Here is an 18,831-nt window from a genome sequence, read left to right as displayed (position 1 = left end):
TTTCCCAACTTCACCTACGGCGTGGCGAACCCGTGTTCGCCGCGCCAATCGTCCAAAGACTGCACGAGCGCCGCGAGCTGCGCGCGGAGCTCTTCGGTGCCCTGGTCCAGGCCCTTGCGGCCCGGACCGACCTTCATCGCGAACGGCTCCCCGAAGAGGAGGTCCACGCGCGGGCGCCAGCGGCGCTTGCCGTCGGCGGGCTTGCGCGTCCCGCGGATCGCGATCGGCAGCACGGTGGCTCCCGAAGCGCGCACGAGCCACGCCGCGCCGCGTTCGGCCGCCCCGACATCGCCCTCGCCGCGAGTGCCCTCCGGGAAGATCCCGACCGCCCCGCCCGCCTTGAGCACCCCGACCGCCGTGGTCAGCGGCGTCCGGTCGATCTCGCCCCGGCGGACCGGGATCTGGCCGATCGCCCGCAGGAACCGGCCTCCGATCCCGGTGAACAGCTCGGCCTTGGCCAAGAACGCGCTGCGCCGCGGAAGCATTCCGATCACGAGCTGCGGATCGACGTTCGAGCTGTGGTTCGAGATCACCACGAGGGGCCCGTCGGCGGGCACCCGGTCGCGGCCGTGCACCCGGATCCGGAACGCCGGACGCAGATAATACCGGCCGGAGATCCGGCCGATGTCGTGCAGGAGGCCGTTCGCCCCCTCGGGGAGGGCGCCGCTCACCGGCTGACCCCCGCCTCGGCGGCGGCCGGTTCGGCCGGGCAGTCGCCCAGCAGTCCCCGTCCGCGGGCGAGTTCGGCCAGCGCGACGATCACCTGGTCGATCGTCAGCTCCGAGGTGTCCACCTGGACCGCGTCCCCGGCCGCGCGCAGCGGCGAGGCGGCGCGGGTGGAGTCGATCCGGTCGCGGCGCTCCACCGATTCGCGGGCGGACTCGACGCTCGAGGCCCGGCCCGCCGCGGAGTCCTGGGTGTTCCGCCGCGCGGCGCGGACCTCGGCCGAGGCGGTGAGGTAGATCTTGAGCGGCGAGTCCGGCGCGACAGTGGTGCCGATGTCGCGGCCCTCCACGACGATCCCGCCTTCGTCCTCGATCGCGTCGGCGATGATCCGGCGCTGGCGGGCGACGAGCACCTCGCGCACCTGCGGCACGGCCGACACCGGCGACACCGCGCCGGTCACCTCGGGGCCGCGGATCTCGGCGGCCACGTCCTCGCCGCGCAGCCGGACGTCCGGCCGTTCCGGGTCGGTGCCGAGCGCGAAGTCGACGTCGTGCGCGAGCGCGCCGATCGCGTGGTCGTCGGCGAGGTCGACCCCGGCCCGCAGCACGGCCAGCGTGACGACGCGGTACATCGCTCCGGTGTCGAGGTAGCGGGCGCTCAGCCGCCGGGCGAGCTTGCGCGCGACCGTGGTCTTGCCGGTTCCCGACGGGCCGTCCAGCGCGACCACCCCACGTAGGGCTCCCGTCACCGATGTTCTCCTCACGTTCGTCCCGCACACCCAGTCCGGTTCATTCTGCCGGTAGCCGGTCTCGGCACTTCAGGCGGTGTCCGCGGCGCAAGTTCAGGCAGTGCTAGACAAGCTAGCGTCGCTAAGTTAGCGTTGCACTTGTTCCTAGCGCTGCTAACTCCTCCGGAGGGTCCCCATGCTGATCGCCGCTTACGTCCTCGCCGCCATCCCCGTCCTCGGCATCATCTACGTCGGCTTCACCTACCTCTTCGCCCCGGCGAAGACCGCCGCGACGTTCGGCCTGCGGGAGATCCCGACCGGATCGACGGCGTTCTTCGAGATCAAGGGCGACCGCGACCTCGGCACCGGGCTGATCCTCGGCGTCGCGATGCTGACGGGCAGCCCGCAGCTGGTCGGCTGGCTGCTGCTGGCCGCGACCGTCATGCCGGCCTGCGACATGCTGATCATCCTGCGGCACAAGGGGAAGAAGGGAATGGCCTACGGCGTGCACGGCGCGACCGCCGCGTTCATGGCCGGCACGGCGGTTCTGTTCCTGCTGGGCTGAACTCCGCGAATCGGACAATGAGTTACCGTGGCTGACGTGAACGTCGAAGTCACCCCTCTTCCCGGAATCGGTGTCCGCAAGGACTTCGCCACCCGCGCGGGACGTCGCATCGGCGTCGTCACCCAGCGGGACGGCAAGATCGAGCTGATCGTCTCCAAATCGGACGATCCGGACGCCTGCCTTGCGTCGCTGCCGCTGACCGCCGACGAGGCGGGCGCGCTCTCGAACCTGCTGGGCGCGCCGCAGCTGGTGGCGCAGCTGAACGAGGAGCACCGCGAACTGCCGGGCATCAACACGAAGCAGCTGCCGATCACCGCGGACAGCCCGTTCGACGGCCGTTCGCTCGGCGACACCGCGATGCGCACGCGCACCAGCGTCTCGATCGTCGCGGTGATGCGGGCCGGCCAGGTGCACCCGTCGCCGACGCCGGACTTCCTCTTCACCGCAGGCGACCTGCTCGTCGTGGTCGGCACGTCCGAGGGCCTGGAAGCCGCCGCCAAGATCCTCAAGCACGGCTGATGGACCACACCGCTCTTTCGCTGATCGAACTCGGCGCGGTCTTCTTCGTGCTCGGCGCGCTCGGCAGGCTCGCCGGCCGGATCGGCCTCTCCCCCATCCCCCTGTACCTCCTCGGCGGCCTGTGCTTCGGCTCCGGCGGCCTGATCCCGCTCGCCGACATCGGCGATTTCGCCCACCTCGCCAGCGAAATCGGCGTGGTGCTGCTGCTTTTGCTGCTCGGCCTGGAGTACTCCGCGGCCGAACTGTTCACCGGCATGCGGCGGTCGTGGACCGCGGGCCTGGTGGACATCGTGCTCAACGCCGCCCCCGGCGCGGCGGTCGCGCTGATCCTGGGCTGGGGCCCGATCGGCGCGTTCGTCATGGCGGGCGTCACGTACATCTCGTCGTCCGGGATCATCGCGAAGGTTCTCGGCGATTTGGGACGGCTGGGCAACCGCGAGACGCCGGTGGTGCTGTCGATCCTCGTGTTCGAGGACCTCGTGATGGCGTTGTATTTGCCTATTCTGACCGCGATCCTGGGCGGCGTGAGCCTGCTCGGCGGGCTCGAGGCGGTCGGGATTTCGCTGCTGGTGATCACTGTGGTGCTGGTGATCGCGCTGAAGTTCGGGCGGTATGTGTCGGCGCTGGTGGACAGTGGCGATCGGGAAGTTTTTCTGCTCAAGATCCTTGGTGCTGCCTTGCTGGTGGCTGGGCTTGCGTCGGCGCTGCAGGTGTCTGCTGCGGTGGGGGCGTTCTTGTTGGGGATCGCGGTGTCCGGATCTACCGCGCATAACGCGACTCGGTTGCTGGAGCCGTTGCGGGATCTCTTTGCGGCGATGTTCTTTGTGGTGTTCGGGTTGAACACGAATCCGGCGTCTATTCCGCCGGTGCTCGGGTGGGCTGCGGTGCTTGCTGTGGTGACGACGCTGACGAAGGTGGCTACCGGGTGGTGGGCTGCTCGGCGGCAGAAGATCGGGCGGTTGGGCCGGGCTCGGGCTGGGGCGGCTTTGGTTGCTCGGGGGGAGTTTTCGATCGTTATCGCTGGGTTGGCGGTTGCTGCTGGTGCTGTCGACGGCGAGTTGGCCGCGTTGGCGACGGCTTATGTGTTGTTGATGGCGATTCTTGGGCCTACTGCGGCTCGGGTGGTGGAGCCGATCGCTAAGGCGTTGCAGCGGAAGGTCGCGGGTAAGGAGACTGTTGCTGCTGGTTAGGCGGTGGCGGTTTTGCCTCGCGACTAGCGTTGCGTGGGGCACCCCGAAGCTTGATTGTGCTGACGGTTCGGGGGTGCGAGGGAGGGGCTGGGTGCCTCGATCGTTGGGTGCATCGGCTGCGGTTTTTGCGGGTGGGGCTGGGTGCATCGGCCGCGGGTGCTGTGGTGGTCCGTGAAGGGGCCCTTGAGGGAATCTAAGTCCGTGAAGGGGTCCCTCACGACCGGCTGACGTCTGTGAGGGGAACCCTGGGGGAATCAGAGTTCCTCAGGGTTCCCCTCACAGACCTTTGTCAGCGCAGGTCGAAGCGTGCGGCGGCGGGGACGTGCGCCAGCGGAGCGGCGGGGACGGATTCAGTCCACGGGCGCGCGGGGATCGTGCCTGCCAGTGGGACCTGGGCCGAGGTTTTGGCCAGGTCGATGGTCAGCTTCGGCGGGTTCGCGGGGGCGGTGACGAAACCGTTGTCCGTTCCGCCGATCACCAGTGCCAGCCGGTGTCCGGCGGGGACGATGTGGTCCGTGCTCGCTAGGCGGAACGTCATCGTGTACGCCTTGCCTGGCGTGAGCCGCGCTTCGCGGCTCAGGGACTGGTAGTTCGCCAGGTCCGCCCAGCCTCGGCTGATGATCGTGTAGTCCACCTTCTTCGTGTCCGCGCTGGTCACCTTGTAGCAAGCGCTGTCGCCGTCGGTGCTCGAACCCCAGCACGTGCGGTCCGTGCCGGTCACGATTCCCTCGCCGGGGCCCGAGAAGTTGCGGATCGTCGCCGGGCCGTAGTCCACCAGCGTCGCCGACAAGCGCGCGGTCGAGGTGCTCGGCGTGGCTGTCACGGTGATCGACGAGGTGCCCGAGACCTGCACCGGCGAGGTGAGCGCGGCGGTGCTGTAGAGAACGCGGTTCGCCGACGTGGCCGACGGGTTCGCCGCCCACTCGTTCTCCCCCACCTGCGGGTTGTCGGTGAACGACGCGGTGCCCCGGCTGCCTGCGGTGCCGAGCGTGCCGACGCCTGGCGTACGGCCCGGCTGCGGGCGCAGGACCGTGGCCTTCGTGCCCGGAGCCGGGTAGGTCGCTTCGTTCGCCCACTGGTCCGGCTGGCGCTCGACAGTCGCCTGCGGTTCCTTCTCGATGCCGTTGTCGATGCCCATCAGGTAGTGGTCGAACCACCGGTGCAGGGTGTCGACCCACTCGGTGCGGCGGTAGTCGAACGGGTCGACGTGGCCGGTCTGGGCGAGCCAGATCTTGCGCTGCACGCCCTTCGCGGCGAGCGCGTCCCACCATTGGCCGTAGTTGATCGGCATGACGTTCAGGTCGTTGACGCCGTGCGAGATGAACACGCTGGCGCGCACGTTCTTCGCGTTCGCCACGTAGTCGCGCTCCGCCCACAGCGGACCGTAGTCGCCGTTCTCGGTCGCGCCCTCGGCGAGTTTCCGGTTCTGCGCCGAGCAATCCTGGCCGCCGTTGCGGCGCTCGACAGTCTGCGCGAGGCCGTCCGGGTTGAAGCCGAACGAGGCGCCGTCCGAGCGGTAGTAGTCGTACCAGGAGCTGATCGCGGAGATCGGCACAATCGTCTTGAGCCCCTCGACGCCGGTCGAGGCGACGCCATTCGCAATGGTGCCGTCGTAGGACTTGCCGATCATGCCGACGCCGCCGTCGCTCCAGCCCGCCGACATCTTCGTGCCGCCGGTTTTCGCGGTGTAGCCGGTCGCGCGGCCGTTGAGCCAGTCGACGACCTTCTTGGCCGACTGGACGTCCGAGTTGCCGCCGACGTCGACACACCCGGTCGACCGGTTGGTGCCCGCCAGGTCCACGAGCACCGTCGCGTATCCGCGCGGCACGAAGTAGTTGTCGTAGAACAGCGGGAAACCGACCGGGCGGCCCTGCGCGTCGTACGTCTTGAACTGGGTTTCGTTGCCGCGCCCCACCGAGGAGTAGTACGGGCTGGCGTCCATGATCACCGGGATCTTCTTGCCCGCCTCGGCCGGTTCCTTCGGCCGCACGATGTCCGCGGCGACCCGGTCCGGGACGCCGTCCCCGTCGCCGTCCCGGCCGAGGTCGACCCACACTGTCTCGCGGATCGCCCCGGCGTAGTCGTACTGCGGTTCCGTCGCGGTTCTCGCCGGTGCGGCCGTCGCGGCCGCCGGCACCACCACTCCCGCGGCCAGCACCGCGGCGGCGCACAGCCCTGTCAGCACACGCATTCCCGTCGCCCTCCAGCGTCGTCGTCGGGTCCCGACAACTCAACCGGGCGGGCAAGCCCCGCAGCAGGGCCGAAAGTGGGGAACCGGTCAGAGTCCCACGGTGCGGTACAGCGTGCCGACCTCGCCGCGGTTGAGCCTGCGGATCGTGCCCTGGCGCTGGTTGCCCAGCTGCACGTCGCCGACCGCGGTCCGCACGAGCTTGCGGACCGGATGCCCGGTGGCCGCCATCAGCCTGCGCACGATGTGCTTGCGGCCCTCGTGGATCACCAGCTCGATCATGCTCCGGCCGGAATGCATGTCCTTGACCCGGAACTGGTCGACCTTGACGATCCCGTCCGGCAGCTCCCAGCCCGCGCGCAGCTCCTTGCCCAGCCCGCGCGGCACCAGGCCCTCGACCTCCGCGAAATAGGTCTTGAGCACCCGGTACGACGGGTGCATCAGCCGGTGCCCGAGGTCGCCGTCGTTGGTCAGCAGCAGCAGGCCCTCGGTGTTCTCGTCGAGCCGCCCGACGTGCACGACGCCCGGGGTCTCCTCCCACCGGCCGCGCAGGTAGTCGCCGACGCACGGGCGGCCGCGGTCGTCCGACATCGTGGAGTGCACGCCCTTGGGCTTGTTGAACGCGAGGTACACGAGGTCGTCGCGGAGGTTGACCCGCGTGCCGTCGACGTGGATCACCGCCTCGTCCGGGTGCACGCGGCGGCCCAGCTCGGTGACGACCTCGCCGTCCACCTCCACGCGGCCGGCCGCGATCAGGTCCTCGGCCGCCCGGCGCGACGCCACGCCGGCCTGCGACAGGACCTTCTGCAGGCGGATGCCGTCGGGGTGTTCGTCAGATGTCATCGATGGTGTCCACTTCGGGTAGCAGCGGAGCGATCGGGGGAAGGTCGTTCAGCGACGACAGCCCCAGTCGCTCCAGGAACAGCTCGGTCGTCACGTACAGCGTGCCCGTGGTCTCCGGGTCGGTGCCCATCTCCTCGATGAGCCCCCGCGCCAGCAGGGTCCGGATCACGCCGTCCACGTTCACCCCGCGCACCGCGGCGATCCGGGCACGGGTGACCGGCTGCCGGTACGCGATCACGGCGAGGCTCTCCAGCGCGGCCCTGGTCAGCTTCGACCGCTGGCCGTCCAGCAGGAGCTTCTCCACGAACGGGGCGTAGGTGTCCCTAGTGTAGAACCGCCACCCTTCGCCCACGCGCCGCAGGTCGATCCCGCTGGCCCGCTCGGTGAACTTCTGCGCCATCGTCCGCAGCGCGACGGTCACCCTGGCGACCGGCTGCTGCAGCGTTTCGGCGAGGGAATCCTCCGCGATCGGCGAATCCACGACGAGCAGCAGAGCCTCGAGGGCGGCTTCGAGCGCCTCGTCCGACTCGACACTCGGCAGGCCGCTGTCGACGGCGACCAGGCCTTCGTCGTCTGGTTCCGCCGCTTCGGGTTCCGGTGCGGCTCCGGCTTCGGCGGATTCCGGTTCGGCTTCAGCGGGCTCCGGCTCAGTTTCGGCCGGCTCCGCGGCTTCGGCCTCCGGCGCGGGTTCCGGCTCGACGGCGTCAACGGGCTCCGCCTCGGCCTCGTTTTCCGGCTGCGGCGCGGTTTCCGGCTCAGTCTCCGCAGCCTGTTCGACCGGTGCGCGGTCGTCTTCGGTGCTCACCCGTATTCCTCCTCATCGGCCGCCGCGCGGTCGTGCTCGGCGGCGACGGACGCCTCGGCCACGCTGCCGCCGGTCCAGCGGACGTGCAGGTCCGCCAGTGCCTCCAGCTGGTCGAACTGCACCGACGATTCGCGGTACAGCTCCAGCAGCGCGAGGAACCGGGCCACGATCTCGACCGTGTGCTCGCAGTCCGAGGTCAGTTCCTTGAACGTCGCCTGCCCGGCTTCGGCGAGCTTCAGCCGCAGCAGCGCGGCGTGCTCGCGCACGGACACGCGTCCCATGTGGATGTGCGCGATCGACACCTGCGGCGGCGGCTTCGGCCGGAACACCGCGACCGCGATCTCCGCGAACCGCTCCGGCGTGACGCCCAGCATCACCTCCGGCAGCAGCCCGAGGTAGCGCTCCTCCAGCGCCACCGATCGCGGATACCGCCGCAGCGCGCCCTCTTCCAGCTCGCCGAACAGCGCGGCGACCTGCTTGTACGCGCGGTACTGCAGCATCCGCGCGAACAGCACGTCGCGGGCTTCCAGCAGGGCCAGGTCGTCCTCGTTCTCGACCTCGGCCGCGGGCAGCAGCCGGGCGGCCTTGAGGTCGAGCAGGGTCGCCGCGATCACCAGGAACTCGGTGGTCTCGTCGAGGTTCCAGTCCGGGCCGAGCGCGCGGGTGTAGGCGATGAAGTCGTCGGTGACCGTGTGCAGGGCGACCTCGGTGACGTCCAGCTGGTGCTGCGAGATCAGCTGCAGCAGCAGGTCGAACGGGCCCTCGAAGTTCTGCAGACGCACCTTGAACTTCGAGGAGCTCTCCTCGGCGGCGGCGTATCCCTCGGGGATGGTGCCGCCGTGCACCGTCTCGTGCTCGGCCGCAGCGGCGGCCTCCTCCGGAACTTCCGGGACCGCGGAGCCGGATTCCTCTGTGCCGCCCGTGCTTTCGGAGCTCGCAGTGCTTTCGGTGGCTGCCGCTTCCGGCTCCGGCAGCTCGGCCGATGCCGGTTCGTCCATCAGCCCTCGGTTCCGCCGTCCTCGCCGCCGGACCGCAATCGCTGCACCAGCACGGATTCCTCGCCGCGCTGGTCGAAGTCGGCGAGCAGCACGGCGACCGCCTCGCGGACCAGCCTGCCGCGGTCGACGACCAGATCGTGCTTGGCGCGGAGGTTCAGCCGGGCCTGCTCCATCGCGAGCAGTTCCTCGCCGGACACGTAGACGGTGATCTTCGCGTCGTGCTTGGTGCGCCCGGATCCGCTGCGCGCCGCGTTGCGGGCCAGCTGGTCGGTGTCCGGCGGAGCGCTCGGCTTGCCGCGCGGGGCCACCGGTTCCGCCGGGGCGGGCACGGAGGGGCGTTCTAACGCGGGGGTCGCCGGGCTGGAGGTGAGGCGGAAGAGTTCCGACGCTCCGGGCAGGGAAGCGCGCCTGCTCACCGAGCGATCACCTCGCGGGCCAGCGCGCGGTAAGCCGCGGCGCCGGCGGATTTGGGGGCCCAGGTCGTGATGGGCTCGCCCGCGACCGTCGTCTCGGGGAACCGCACGGTGCGGTTGATCACCGTGTCGAACACGGTGTCGCCGAATGCCTCGACCACGCGAGCCATGACCTCCTTCGAGTGCAGGGTTCTCGGGTCGTACATCGTGGCGAGAATCCCCGTGATGTCCAGTTTGGGGTTGAGGCGTTCCTGCACCTTCTCGATCGTGTCGATCAGGAGCGCGACGCCTCGCAGACTGAAGAACTCGCACTCCAGGGGGATGATCACACCGTCCGCGGCGGTCAATGCGTTCACCGTCAACAGGCCGAGCGAGGGCTGGCAGTCGACAAGAACATAGTCGTAGTCGTTCATCACCGGACGAAGGACCCGTAACAACGTGTGCTCGCGCCCTACCTCTGCGACGAGCTGGACCTCCGCCGCGGACAGGTCGATGTTGCTCGGCAGCAGGTCAACGCCGTCGACGCGGGTTTTGCGGAGCACGTCCTCGATCTGCACCGAGCGCTCCATGATGACGTTGTAGACCGTCTGGTCCAGTTCGTGCGGCTGGATGCCGAGCCCGACCGACAGCGCGCCCTGCGGGTCGAAGTCGACCAGCAGCACGCGGCGGCCGCATTCGGCGAGCGCGGCCCCGAGGTTGATCGTGGACGTGGTCTTGCCGACCCCGCCCTTCTGGTTGCACATCGCGAGCACCTTCGCCGGGCCGTGGCGCTCCAGCGGCGGCGGCTCGGGGATCTCGCGCAGCGGGCGGCCGGTCGGCCCGATCCCGCTCTCCGCGCGCTCTTTCGCCCGCATCCGGGCGCGTTCGGCGCGGGTCAGCGGCCGTTCCGGCTCGTCGCCCTCGTGGTCCGCCGGGGTGGCGATCCGCGCGTGCTCGAGGTTCGCCGCGGCCGAACCGGAGGTCCCGGCGGACCCAGCGGACCCGGAGGACACTGCCGGCCCAGCTGGCCCGGCGGACGCTGCCGGGTCCTCCGGCTGGTTCGGGGTCGGTGTCGACATGGCGCGAAAGCTCCTTGTTCGGCGGGGTCTCCGGCAGCCTATGCGGATTTCCGGAGCCCCGGCAAAGCGCCGCGCCGGGCCGCACGGGCCGAGTCACCGCAGCGTGGGAAGGCTCTAGGACGCGTCGAGCGTTCAGCCGAGCGCGCGCGGATGCGCGGTGGCGTAGACCTCTCGCAGCGTCGTGACCGTGACGAGCGTGTACACCTGGGTCGTGGTCACCGACGCGTGGCCGAGCAGTTCCTGCACCACGCGGACGTCCGCGCCGCCCTCCAGCAGGTGGGTGGCGAACGAGTGGCGCAGGGTGTGCGGCGAGACCGCGGCGGTGATCCCGGCTCGCTCGGCGGTGTCCTTGAGGACCTGCCACGCGCTTTGGCGGGAAAGCCTGCTGCCTCGGGCGTTGAGGAAGATCGCCGAGGTGCCGCGTCCGTTCGCGGCCAGCGCGGGACGGGCGCGGACCAGATACGCGTCGAGTGCTTCGAGCGCGGGACGGCCGATCGGCACCAGCCGTTGCTTGCCGCCCTTGCCATCGAGCAGGACAGTCCGCTCGGTGTCGTCCACATCGTCCACATCGAGCCCGACCGCCTCGGAAATCCGGGCTCCGGTCGAGTACAGCAGCTCCAGCAGCGCCCGGTCGCGCAAGGCGCGCTCCCCGTCCGGCGGCGGAGTGTCGAGCAGCTTGAGGACGTCCGCGACCGGCAACGCCTTGGGCAGCCGTTTCGCCGCGGCCGGCGGGCGGACGTCGCGCGCCGGGTCGTGTTCGGTGAGACCGTCCGCGTGGGCGAACTTGTGCAGCCCCCGCACCGCGACCAGCGCTCGCGCGGCCGACGACGCCGCCAGCGGCTGGTGTTCTCCGTCGCCCTCGCGCAACGCGGCGCCGAACGACGTGACGTGCGCGGGCGTGACCTCGGTCAGCCGCGCGACCCCCGCCGCTTCCAGATGAGCGGCGTAACGGCGGAGGTCGCGGGAGTAGCTGTCGAGGGTGTTGCGGGCGGTGCCGCGTTCGACGACGAGGTGGTCGAGGTACGTGGCGATCGCGCCCCGCACCTCGACACCCGCATCATTCACGCCGCCACTCTAGGACGGCGCACGGACAGAATCCGGAAATTCAGCCCTCGGCCAGTCGGCGAGCGAACCGCGAGGGCCGGTCCTGCCACGGCGCGTCGGCCGGGCGCGTCTTCGCCGCCCCGGTCAGCACCGCGTGCGCCGACAGCACTCCCGAGACGGTCGCCCCGTTGACCAGCTCGCCGGAAAGGGCCATCCGGACCGCCTCGTCGAGCGGGAATTTCCGCACCACCAGGTCGGCCTCCTCCTCGCCGAGCACGTCACGGTCCACTTCGGACAGATCGCGCGCGAGGAAGACCCGCACCACCTCGTCGGTGAACCCAGGCGAAGCCGCGACGTCGACCAGCGTCTCCCAGCTGGCCGCCGCGAGCCCGGATTCCTCGGCCAGCTCGCGCTTCGCCGCCTCGACCGGCTCCTCCCCCGGGTGGTCGATCAGCCCGGCCGGCAGCTCCCACAGCCTGCGCCCGAGCGGATGCCGGTACTGGTGCACGAGCGTGACGTTGTCCTCGCTGTCCAGCGCGGCGATCACCACCGCGCCGAGGTGTTCGACCACCTCGCGCTTGGCGGTTTCCCCGCCGGGCATCACGACGTCGTCGACCCGGAGGCCGACGACGCGTCCCACGTGGACGACCGTGCTGCCGGCCACGGAGAACTCGTGCGTGCCGGGCGCGCTCACCGAGCCGCCACGGGCGTCTCGGGCAGTTCGACCGGGAGCCGCTCGGCGACCTTGCGGTCCACGACCGCCTTCACGAACGCGCTGAACAGCGGGTGCGGCCGGGTCGGGCGGCTCTTCAGCTCGGGGTGCGCCTGGGTGCCCACGAAGAACGGGTGCACGTCCGCGGGCAGTTCGACGAACTCGACGAGCCGGTCGTCCGGCGAGGTGCCGGAGAACACGAGTCCGGCGTCGCCGATCTGCTTGCGGTAGGCGTTGTTCACCTCGTAGCGGTGCCGGTGGCGCTCGGATACCTCGGTGGAGCCGTACGCCTTGGCCACCTGCGAACCCGCCTTGAGCTTCGCCGGGTACGCGCCGAGCCGCATCGTGCCGCCCATGTCGCGCTCGCCCGCGACGACGTCGCGCTGGTCGGCCATGGTCGAGATCACCGCGTGCTTGGTGTTCTCGTCGAACTCCGCAGAGTTCGCGTCCTCGATGCCCGCCAGGTTCCGGGCGCTCTCGATGACCATGCACTGCAGGCCGAGGCACAGCCCGAGCAGCGGCACGCCGTGCGTGCGCGCGTACTGGATCGCGCCGACCTTGCCCTCGATGCCGCGGATGCCGAACCCGCCCGGGATCAGCACACCGTCCACATCGGACAGCACCGACGCCGCACCGGACTCGGTTTGCGCGTCGTCCGAAGCGACCCAGACGATCTCGACCTTGGCGCGGTGCGCGAACCCGCCCGCGCGCAGCGCCTCGGTGACCGAGAGGTACGCGTCGGGCAGGTCGATGTACTTGCCCACCACCGCGACCCGGACGATCTCGCTCGGGTTGTGCACCCGGTCGAGCAGGTCGCCCCACACCGTCCAGTCGACGTCGCGGAACGGCAGGCCCAGCCGGCGCACCACGTACGCGTCGAGCGCCTCGCCGTGCAGCACCTTCGGGATGTCGTAGATCGAGCGCGCGTCCGGGCAGGCGATGACCGCCTCGGTGTCGACGTCGCACATCAGGCCGATCTTGCGCTTGAGGTCGTCCGGGATCTCCCGGTCCGCGCGGCACACGAGCGCGTCCGGCTGGATGCCGATGTTGCGCAGCGCGGCGACCGAGTGCTGGGTCGGCTTGGTCTTGAGCTCGCCCGAGGGGGCGAGGTACGGCACCAGCGACACGTGCAGGAAGAAGCACTGGTCGCGGCCGACGTCGTGGCGCACCTGGCGGCACGCCTCGAGGAACGGCAGCGACTCGATGTCGCCGACCGTGCCGCCGACCTCGGTGATCACCACGTCCGGCGCCACGCCGTTCTCGTCCGGCCCGGCCGCGGCGGTGATCCGCGCCTTGATCTCGTCGGTGATGTGCGGAATCACCTGGACGGTGTCGCCGAGGTACTCGCCGCGGCGTTCCTTGGCGATCACCTCCGAGTACACCTGTCCGGTGGTGACGTTCGCCTTGCCGTCGAGAGAGCGGTCGAGGAAGCGCTCGTAGTGCCCGATGTCGAGATCGGTCTCGGCGCCGTCGTCGGTGACGAACACCTCGCCGTGCTGGAACGGGTTCATCGTCCCGGGGTCGACATTGAGGTACGGGTCGAGCTTCTGCATCGTGACGCGCAACCCGCGCGAAGTGAGCAGCTGTCCGAGGCTGGACGCCGTCAGACCCTTACCCAGAGAGGAGGCAACGCCTCCGGTGACAAAGACATACTTGGTAGCCCGCGACTGAAGTCCCACGGGCCGCCAGCATATCCCACTCCGGCGAGATCGCTCGCCGACGCCTCTTCCCGGCGCGGCGGAATCGGTTCACCCGCGCCGCGCTAGGCTTCGCGGCGTGACGGATATCCGCGATGACCACTGGACCGCCCCGGTGGCGGGCGCCTCTCTGGACGCCGCGGTGCGCGTCCCCGGATCGAAGTCGATCACCAACCGGGCCTACGTGCTCGCCGCGCTCGCGAGCGCGCCCACCCGGGTGCGCCATCCGCTCGATTCGCGCGACACCCGGCTGATGCTCGGCGCGCTCGCCTCGCTGGGCGCGCGTTCGGAAGAGACCATCGACGGCTTCCTCGTGCACCCGCTCGGCACCATCAGCGGACGCGGCGACGAGGCGACCGTCACCCTCGGCAACGCCGGCACCGTCGCCCGGTTCACGCCCGCTCTCGCCACGCTCGGCGACGCCTCGGTGCAGTTCGACGGCGACGAGGCGATCCGCCGCCGTCCGATCGATCCGTTGCTGGCCGCGCTGCGCAAGCTCGGCGCGCGGATCGACGACGGCGGACGCGGCGCGCCGCCGTTCACCGTGCACGGCACCGGCGGGCTGCGCGGCGGCCGGGTCGACCTCGATTCGTCGGCCTCCAGCCAGTTCTTGTCCGCTCTGCTGCTCGCCGGTCCGGCGTTCGAGCAGGGCGTGACGGTGCGGCTGGTCGGCGGTGCCCCGCCGAGCGAACCGCACATCGCGATGACGCTGGACATGCTGCGCCGGTTCGGGGCCACTGTGGACCGTTCCGGCACGGAATTCCATGTGGAGCCGGCGAAACTGTCGTGCCCGGAGTACGTGGTGGAGCCCGATCTGTCCACCGCGGCCCCGTTCGTGGCCGCCGCGATGGTCGGCGGCGGGACGGTCCGCGTGCACGGCTGGCCGAAGCAGACCACGCAGCCGGGCGACTGGCTGCGCGGCCTGGTCACCGAACTGGGCGCGAAGGCGACGCTGGACGGCGACGGCCTGTCCGTCACCGGCGGCGGCGCGTTCCCCGGCATCGACCTCGACCTGCACGAGGTCGGCGAGCTGACGCCGGTCATCGCGGCGATGCTGTGCTTCGCCGAGAGCCCGTCGAGCATCACCGGCGTCGCGCACCTGCGCGGCCACGAGACCGACCGGCTCACCGCGCTGGCCACCGAGCTGTCCGGCCTGGGCGCGGGCGTCACCGAGCTTGAAGACGGCCTGGAAATCACCCCGGCCCCGATGCACGGCGGCGTTTTCCACACCTATGAGGACCACCGCTTGGTGATGGCCGCGGCGGTGCTGGGGCTGCGCGTGCCCGGCGTGCTGGTCGAGAACCCGGACACCGTCGGCAAGACGTTCCCGAAGTTCGTCGAGACGTGGAGCGACGCCGTCAGCTGAGCAGCCGGCGGATTTCGTCCGCCACCGCTTCGGGTTCGGTGACCGGCACCAGATGCCCGGACCTCTCCGCGATCCGATGCCGCCCGCCCGGCGAAACCCGTTGTGCGTGCGCGGCATTCGCCTCCTCGCGCACCGCGGCGTTCATCCCGTCCCCCGCACGCCCGCCGGACACGACTGTCACCGGATAGTCGCCCGACGCAGGCGGATCTGTCCGCCAGGCAGCCAACTCGTCGAGGAACGTCCGCGCCTGCTCGGTCTGCGTGCGCAATACCTGCGGCGTAAAGCCTTCGCGCACCAGATCGCGCCGGACGTCGTCGGGAGCGGCCCGCAGCATGGGGCGGTACAAGAACTTCAGCAAACCCGTCGCCGCCAGAATCCGGCCAGTACGCAGAAAAACCCTTTCAGCACTGCGGAATCGGGGCGAGAACAGGACGTCCGCCGCTTCGTCGGTCGGATCGACCAGGACGACACCCGCGATTTTCGCCGCGGTCCGGGACGCGGCGAGCCGCACGATCGGTCCCCCGGCGCTGTGCCCGACGAGCACGTACGGCCCCGGCCCGAAATGACTCAGCACGTCGACGAGGTCGCCGGCCATCCGGTCCAGCGTCCGCCCGGACGGATCCGGCGCGCTGCGGCCGAGCCCGGACCGGTCGTAGACCACCGCCCGCGCGAACTCGCCGACCAGCGGCTGCACGAGCCCCCACGACGACCGGCTCGCGCCCGCCCCGGCCTCGAACACGACCGTCGGCCCGGATCCGGGACCGGGCAGCACCATCGCGTACAGCCGCCGTCCGTCCCTCGTGGACACCCACTCCGGCTCGCCCTGCACGTGCGCCACCAGCGACCCCCTCCGCGTGAAGTTAGGGTCACCTTACCCACGACGGCTCGTGAGTGCCGGCACCGGTTCTCACCGGCATGAACACTCACGAGACCCAGCCATTGACGAACGCGACGGCGCGCCTCAGGGAAGGCGTCCGAGGCTCGTGCCCGTTCAGCCCGCCGGACGCTCGTCCTGCTCGTCGTCGCCGAACAGATCGCGCAACGTCACCGCGCGGTTGACCCGTACGTGCTCGGCGGCGTACTCGCGCGCCCGCTCCACGTCGCCGGACCCGATCGCTTCCACCAGACGGCGGTGCTCGTCGAGCAGTTCGTCCCAGTGCTCGTTCTGGCTGGTCAGCCACCGCAGCTGGCCTTCGAGCGGATGCAGCATCGTGGTCAGCAGCCGGTTGCCCGAGACGGCCACGATCTCGTCGTGCAGCCTGCTGTTGACCTCGGAGATCCGCGCGCCGTCGCCGCCCTGGGTGACCCGCGCGGACTCGGCGAGCAACCGCTCCAGCCGCCGCATCTCCGGCTTCCCGGCCCGTTCCGCGGCTCGCGCGGCGGCGAGGCTTTCCAGCGCCTCCCGGACGTCGAACAGCTCCTCGACATCCACCCGCGCCAGCTGCCGCACGACCACTCGCCGGGGCGAGGGCACGACGACGAACCCCTCGGATTCCAGACTGCGGATCGCCTCGCGCACCGGCACCCGCGACACCCCGAGATCCTCGGCCAGCTCGCGCTCGACCAGCCGGTCTCCCGGCCGCAGCCGCCCGGTCAGGATCCGCTCGCGCAGCTCGTCGAGCACCCGGGCGCGCGTCGCCGCCAGCGGCTGCCGGTCCTCCGTGGCGCCCACCTGTCCCCCTCTCCCTCCGACGCCGGCCGGCATCGGACATCGCCGAGTTTATCGGGAAGGGGGTTGACTCAGCAGCCACGCGGAGCGATATTTGGGATCCCAAGTTTGGGATACCAAAGCTGCCGGCACGTCGACCGGAGGTCTGCAATGACGCACGCCCCGTCCACCGAAACCAGCGCGAAGATCCAGCCGGAACCCGATCCCCGGCTGTGGAACGAGGATCTCGCGCCCGCCGAGGAGCGCCGCTGGAAGGTGTACGACATCTTCGCGCTCTGGATGTCGGACGTGCACAACCTCGGCAACTACACCTTCGCCGCCGGGCTGTTCGTGCTCGGACTGTCGGCCTGGCAGGTGTTCACCGCGCTGCTGTTCGGGTTCGTGATCATCTTCTTCGGGATGAACCTGATGGGCCGGATCGGGCAGCGCACCGGCGTCCCGTTCCCGGTGGTGGCGCGGATCAGCTTCGGCACCTTCGGCGCGAACCTCCCCGCGCTGATCCGCGCGGTGATCGCGATCTTCTGGTACGGCATCCAGACCTATCTCGCGAGCGTCGCCATCACGCTGCTCGTGCTGGCCATCGACCCCGGCTTGAAACCGTTGACCGAGCACAGTTTCCTCGGCCTGCACGCGCTCGGCTGGATGTGTTTCGTGGCGCTGTGGCTGGTGCAGGCATTCGTGCTGACCCGCGGCATGGAGGCGGTGCGGAAGTTCCAGGACTGGTGCGGCCCGCTGATCTGGGTCGTGATGATCGCGCTCGCCGTCTGGATCCTCGCCGCGAGCCACTGGCACCTCTCGTTCACCAGCAGCCCGCGGCACCTGTCCGGCGGCGAGCAGGTGCGGCAGTGGTTCGGCGCGGCCGGGCTGATCCTGTCCACCTACGGCACGCTGATGCTCAACTTCTGCGATTTCTCCCGCAACGCCCCGGACCAGAAAACGGTGCGGCGCGGCAACTTCTGGGGCCTTCCGGTGAACTCGACGGCGTTCGCGCTGCTGTCGGTGATCGTCACCGCGGGCAGCCTGCAGGTGTTCGGCGAGGCGATCACCGACCCGGCCGAACTGCTCGCCAAGGTGCACAACACACCGGTGCTGATCGTCGGCGCGCTCACCTTCGCCATCGCCACCATGGGCGTCAACATCGTCGCGAACTTCGTCTCCCCCGCCTACGACCTGGCCAACATCTGGCCCAAGCGGATCTCGTTCACCGTCGGCGGCATGATCAGCGCCGTCGCCGCGCTGTGCGTGCTGCCGTGGAAGCTGTATTCGTCGCCGGTGGTGGTCAACTACTTCCTCGGCGGGCTCGGCGCGTTCCTCGGGCCGCTGTTCGGGATCATGATCGTCGACTACTACCTGATCCGCCGCGGCAAGGTCGACGTCGAGCAGCTGTTCGTCCGCGACGGCAAGTACCCCAAGGTGAATCCGCGCGCGATGGCCGCGTTCTTCCCGTGCGCCGTGCTGGCCGCGGTGATCGCGCTGGTGCCGTTCTTCGCACCGGCCGCGCCGTACTCCTGGTTCCTCGGCACCGCCAGCGCCGGGTTGCTCTACTACGCCGTTTCGTACCGCCATCGGAGGGCTTGATGCGGATCCTCGTCACCAACTGCAACACCACCGAGGCCATGACGAAGGAGATCGAGACCGGAGCGCGAGCCGCAGCCAGCCCTGGTACCGAAATCGTCGCGCTGACGCCGAAGTGGGGCCCGGAATCGGCCGAGGGCTGGCTGGACAGCTTCCTCTCCGCGGCTGCCGTGCTGGACCTGTTGCGCACCACAGAAGAATCGTTCGACGCGGTCGTCCTCGCCGGTTTCGGCGAGCACGGCCGCGAGGGCGCGCGGGAACTGCTGGACGTGCCGGTGGTCGACATCACCGAGGCCGCGGCACATCTCGCCGGGCTGCTCGGGCGCCGGTACGGAGTGGTGACGACGCTGGACCGCACGTGCGGGCTGATCGAGGACAGCCTGCATTCGGCCGGAGTGGACTCCAATTGCGTCGCGGTCGTCGGCACCGGGCTGAGCGTGCTGGAGCTGCGCGACGAGGAACGGACCGAATCCGCCCTGCTCACCGCGGGTCTGCGGGCGCGCGACGCCGGGGCCGAGGTGCTCGTGCTCGGCTGCGCCGGGATGACCGGGCTGGACCGCAAGATGTCGGCGATGCTCGACGTCCCGGTGGTCGACGGCGTCGCCGCCGCGGTCCGGCTCGCGGAATCCCTGGTGGCGCTGGGATTGCGCACCAGCCGGGCCGGGTCTTACGCCCGTCCGCTCGACAAACACCGGACCTGGCCCAGCTCCTGAAGCAGTTTCGCGGTCCGTGAGGGCCACCTTCACGGACGCTGATTCCCTCAGGGTTCCCCTCACGGCTCTCGCGGGCGAGGCCG

The 18,831-nt window shown here is 70.3% G+C and carries 19 protein-coding genes; 6 read left to right on the top strand and 13 right to left on the bottom strand.

Annotated elements, in window-relative coordinates:
* Positions 1-14: 14 nt before the first annotated feature.
* Entirely contained in the window at positions 15-671 is a 657-nt protein-coding gene (locus ACZ7OI_RS45900; protein ID WP_470270400.1) for a lysophospholipid acyltransferase family protein, read from the bottom strand.
* Positions 668-1,393: a (d)CMP kinase gene (cmk, locus tag ACZ7OI_RS45895; protein WP_470270464.1), complete on the bottom strand. Its 726-nt coding sequence runs from the start codon at positions 1,391-1,393 to the stop codon at positions 668-670. The genes ACZ7OI_RS45900 and cmk overlap by 4 nt, the downstream gene beginning before the upstream one ends.
* A gap of 196 nt (positions 1,394-1,589) precedes the next feature.
* Here cmk and ACZ7OI_RS45890 point away from each other — a divergent pair, with 196 nt between their 5' ends.
* Genes ACZ7OI_RS45890 through ACZ7OI_RS45880 form a run of 3 tightly spaced genes read left to right on the top strand, consistent with a single transcriptional unit; the run spans position 1,590 to position 3,667 of the window.
* Positions 1,590-1,958 carry a DUF4267 domain-containing protein gene (locus tag ACZ7OI_RS45890; protein WP_470270399.1) on the top strand — a complete coding sequence of 123 codons (369 nt, stop codon included), beginning with the start codon at positions 1,590-1,592 and terminating at the stop codon, positions 1,956-1,958.
* A gap of 36 nt (positions 1,959-1,994) precedes the next feature.
* Positions 1,995-2,477 (top strand): cation:proton antiporter regulatory subunit, encoded by a 483-nt coding sequence (locus tag ACZ7OI_RS45885; RefSeq protein WP_009079551.1) that lies wholly within the window; start codon positions 1,995-1,997, stop codon positions 2,475-2,477.
* Complete coding sequence (locus ACZ7OI_RS45880; RefSeq protein ID WP_470270398.1) at positions 2,477-3,667, top strand: cation:proton antiporter; 1,191 nt, start codon at positions 2,477-2,479, stop codon at positions 3,665-3,667. Before ACZ7OI_RS45885 ends, ACZ7OI_RS45880 begins: the two co-directional genes overlap by 1 nt.
* Before the next feature lie 289 nt (positions 3,668-3,956).
* Here the strand turns inward: ACZ7OI_RS45880 and ACZ7OI_RS45875 are convergent, their stop codons facing one another.
* The 9 genes from ACZ7OI_RS45875 to ACZ7OI_RS45835 all read right to left on the bottom strand — a co-directional run bounded on the left by ACZ7OI_RS45875 (position 3,957) and on the right by ACZ7OI_RS45835 (position 13,407).
* A complete protein-coding gene (locus ACZ7OI_RS45875) occupies positions 3,957-5,858 on the bottom strand; it encodes a Xaa-Pro dipeptidyl-peptidase (protein WP_470270397.1) in 1,902 nt (633 codons plus the stop codon).
* A gap of 87 nt (positions 5,859-5,945) precedes the next feature.
* Positions 5,946-6,698: a pseudouridine synthase gene (locus ACZ7OI_RS45870; protein ID WP_182896874.1), complete on the bottom strand. Its 753-nt coding sequence runs from the start codon at positions 6,696-6,698 to the stop codon at positions 5,946-5,948.
* The gene (gene scpB, locus ACZ7OI_RS45865) at positions 6,688-7,503 is read right to left on the bottom strand and encodes an SMC-Scp complex subunit ScpB (protein WP_470270396.1); all 816 of its coding nucleotides are present in this window, start codon (positions 7,501-7,503) and stop codon (positions 6,688-6,690) included. The genes ACZ7OI_RS45870 and scpB overlap by 11 nt, the downstream gene beginning before the upstream one ends.
* Entirely contained in the window at positions 7,500-8,501 is a 1,002-nt protein-coding gene (locus ACZ7OI_RS45860; RefSeq protein ID WP_470270395.1) for a segregation and condensation protein A, read from the bottom strand. The genes scpB and ACZ7OI_RS45860 overlap by 4 nt, the downstream gene beginning before the upstream one ends.
* Positions 8,501-8,917, bottom strand: a complete 417-nt coding sequence (locus ACZ7OI_RS45855; protein ID WP_470270394.1) for a cobyrinic acid a,c-diamide synthase — start codon at positions 8,915-8,917, stop codon at positions 8,501-8,503. The genes ACZ7OI_RS45860 and ACZ7OI_RS45855 overlap by 1 nt, the downstream gene beginning before the upstream one ends.
* Positions 8,914-9,972: a ParA family protein gene (locus ACZ7OI_RS45850; protein ID WP_470270393.1), complete on the bottom strand. Its 1,059-nt coding sequence runs from the start codon at positions 9,970-9,972 to the stop codon at positions 8,914-8,916. The genes ACZ7OI_RS45855 and ACZ7OI_RS45850 overlap by 4 nt, the downstream gene beginning before the upstream one ends.
* A gap of 132 nt (positions 9,973-10,104) precedes the next feature.
* Complete coding sequence (gene xerD, locus ACZ7OI_RS45845; protein ID WP_470270392.1) at positions 10,105-11,037, bottom strand: site-specific tyrosine recombinase XerD; 933 nt, start codon at positions 11,035-11,037, stop codon at positions 10,105-10,107.
* A 40-nt stretch (positions 11,038-11,077) separates the two neighbouring features.
* Positions 11,078-11,710: an NUDIX domain-containing protein gene (locus tag ACZ7OI_RS45840; RefSeq protein ID WP_470270391.1), complete on the bottom strand. Its 633-nt coding sequence runs from the start codon at positions 11,708-11,710 to the stop codon at positions 11,078-11,080.
* Positions 11,707-13,407, bottom strand: a complete 1,701-nt coding sequence (locus ACZ7OI_RS45835; protein ID WP_470270390.1) for a CTP synthase — start codon at positions 13,405-13,407, stop codon at positions 11,707-11,709. Before ACZ7OI_RS45835 ends, ACZ7OI_RS45840 begins: the two co-directional genes overlap by 4 nt.
* Before the next feature lie 97 nt (positions 13,408-13,504).
* Between ACZ7OI_RS45835 and aroA the strand changes: the two genes are divergently transcribed.
* Complete coding sequence (gene aroA, locus ACZ7OI_RS45830) at positions 13,505-14,791, top strand: 3-phosphoshikimate 1-carboxyvinyltransferase (protein WP_470270389.1); 1,287 nt, start codon at positions 13,505-13,507, stop codon at positions 14,789-14,791.
* On the opposite strand, the gene ACZ7OI_RS45825 is transcribed toward aroA, so the two are convergent.
* Both ACZ7OI_RS45825 and ACZ7OI_RS45820 read right to left on the bottom strand, forming a co-directional pair.
* A complete protein-coding gene (locus tag ACZ7OI_RS45825; protein WP_470270388.1) occupies positions 14,784-15,629 on the bottom strand; it encodes an alpha/beta fold hydrolase in 846 nt (281 codons plus the stop codon). The genes aroA and ACZ7OI_RS45825 overlap by 8 nt on opposite strands.
* A 153-nt stretch (positions 15,630-15,782) precedes the next feature.
* The gene (locus ACZ7OI_RS45820) at positions 15,783-16,463 is read right to left on the bottom strand and encodes a GntR family transcriptional regulator (protein WP_470270387.1); all 681 of its coding nucleotides are present in this window, start codon (positions 16,461-16,463) and stop codon (positions 15,783-15,785) included.
* Between the two features lie 147 nt (positions 16,464-16,610).
* Between ACZ7OI_RS45820 and ACZ7OI_RS45815 the strand changes: the two genes are divergently transcribed.
* Positions 16,611-18,038 carry an NCS1 family nucleobase:cation symporter-1 gene (locus tag ACZ7OI_RS45815; protein WP_470270386.1) on the top strand — a complete coding sequence of 476 codons (1,428 nt, stop codon included), beginning with the start codon at positions 16,611-16,613 and terminating at the stop codon, positions 18,036-18,038.
* Positions 18,038-18,748, top strand: a complete 711-nt coding sequence (locus ACZ7OI_RS45810) for an aspartate/glutamate racemase family protein (protein ID WP_470270385.1) — start codon at positions 18,038-18,040, stop codon at positions 18,746-18,748. Before ACZ7OI_RS45815 ends, ACZ7OI_RS45810 begins: the two co-directional genes overlap by 1 nt.
* Positions 18,749-18,831: the final 83 nt, after the last annotated feature.

The organism is Amycolatopsis sp. NPDC114503, from assembly GCF_055633655.1.
Note: the sequence above shows the minus strand (reverse complement) of the source record. Positions and strands in the feature narration are given on the sequence as shown.

Excerpts from the sequence above, each read along its gene's own strand:
- ACZ7OI_RS45890 (WP_470270399.1), top strand. The coding sequence starts at position 1,590 with ATGCTGATCGCCGCTTACGTCCTCGCCGCCATCCCCGTCCTCGGCATC.
- ACZ7OI_RS45880 (WP_470270398.1), top strand. The coding sequence starts at position 2,477 with ATGGACCACACCGCTCTTTCGCTGATCGAACTCGGCGCGGTCTTCTTC.
- ACZ7OI_RS45875 (WP_470270397.1), bottom strand. The coding sequence starts at position 5,858 with ATGCGTGTGCTGACAGGGCTGTGCGCCGCCGCGGTGCTGGCCGCGGGA.
- ACZ7OI_RS45870 (WP_182896874.1), bottom strand. The coding sequence starts at position 6,698 with ATGACATCTGACGAACACCCCGACGGCATCCGCCTGCAGAAGGTCCTG.
- ACZ7OI_RS45860 (WP_470270395.1), bottom strand. The coding sequence starts at position 8,501 with ATGGACGAACCGGCATCGGCCGAGCTGCCGGAGCCGGAAGCGGCAGCC.
- ACZ7OI_RS45850 (WP_470270393.1), bottom strand. The coding sequence starts at position 9,972 with ATGTCGACACCGACCCCGAACCAGCCGGAGGACCCGGCAGCGTCCGCC.
- ACZ7OI_RS45815 (WP_470270386.1), top strand. The coding sequence starts at position 16,611 with ATGACGCACGCCCCGTCCACCGAAACCAGCGCGAAGATCCAGCCGGAA.
- ACZ7OI_RS45810 (WP_470270385.1), top strand. The coding sequence starts at position 18,038 with ATGCGGATCCTCGTCACCAACTGCAACACCACCGAGGCCATGACGAAG.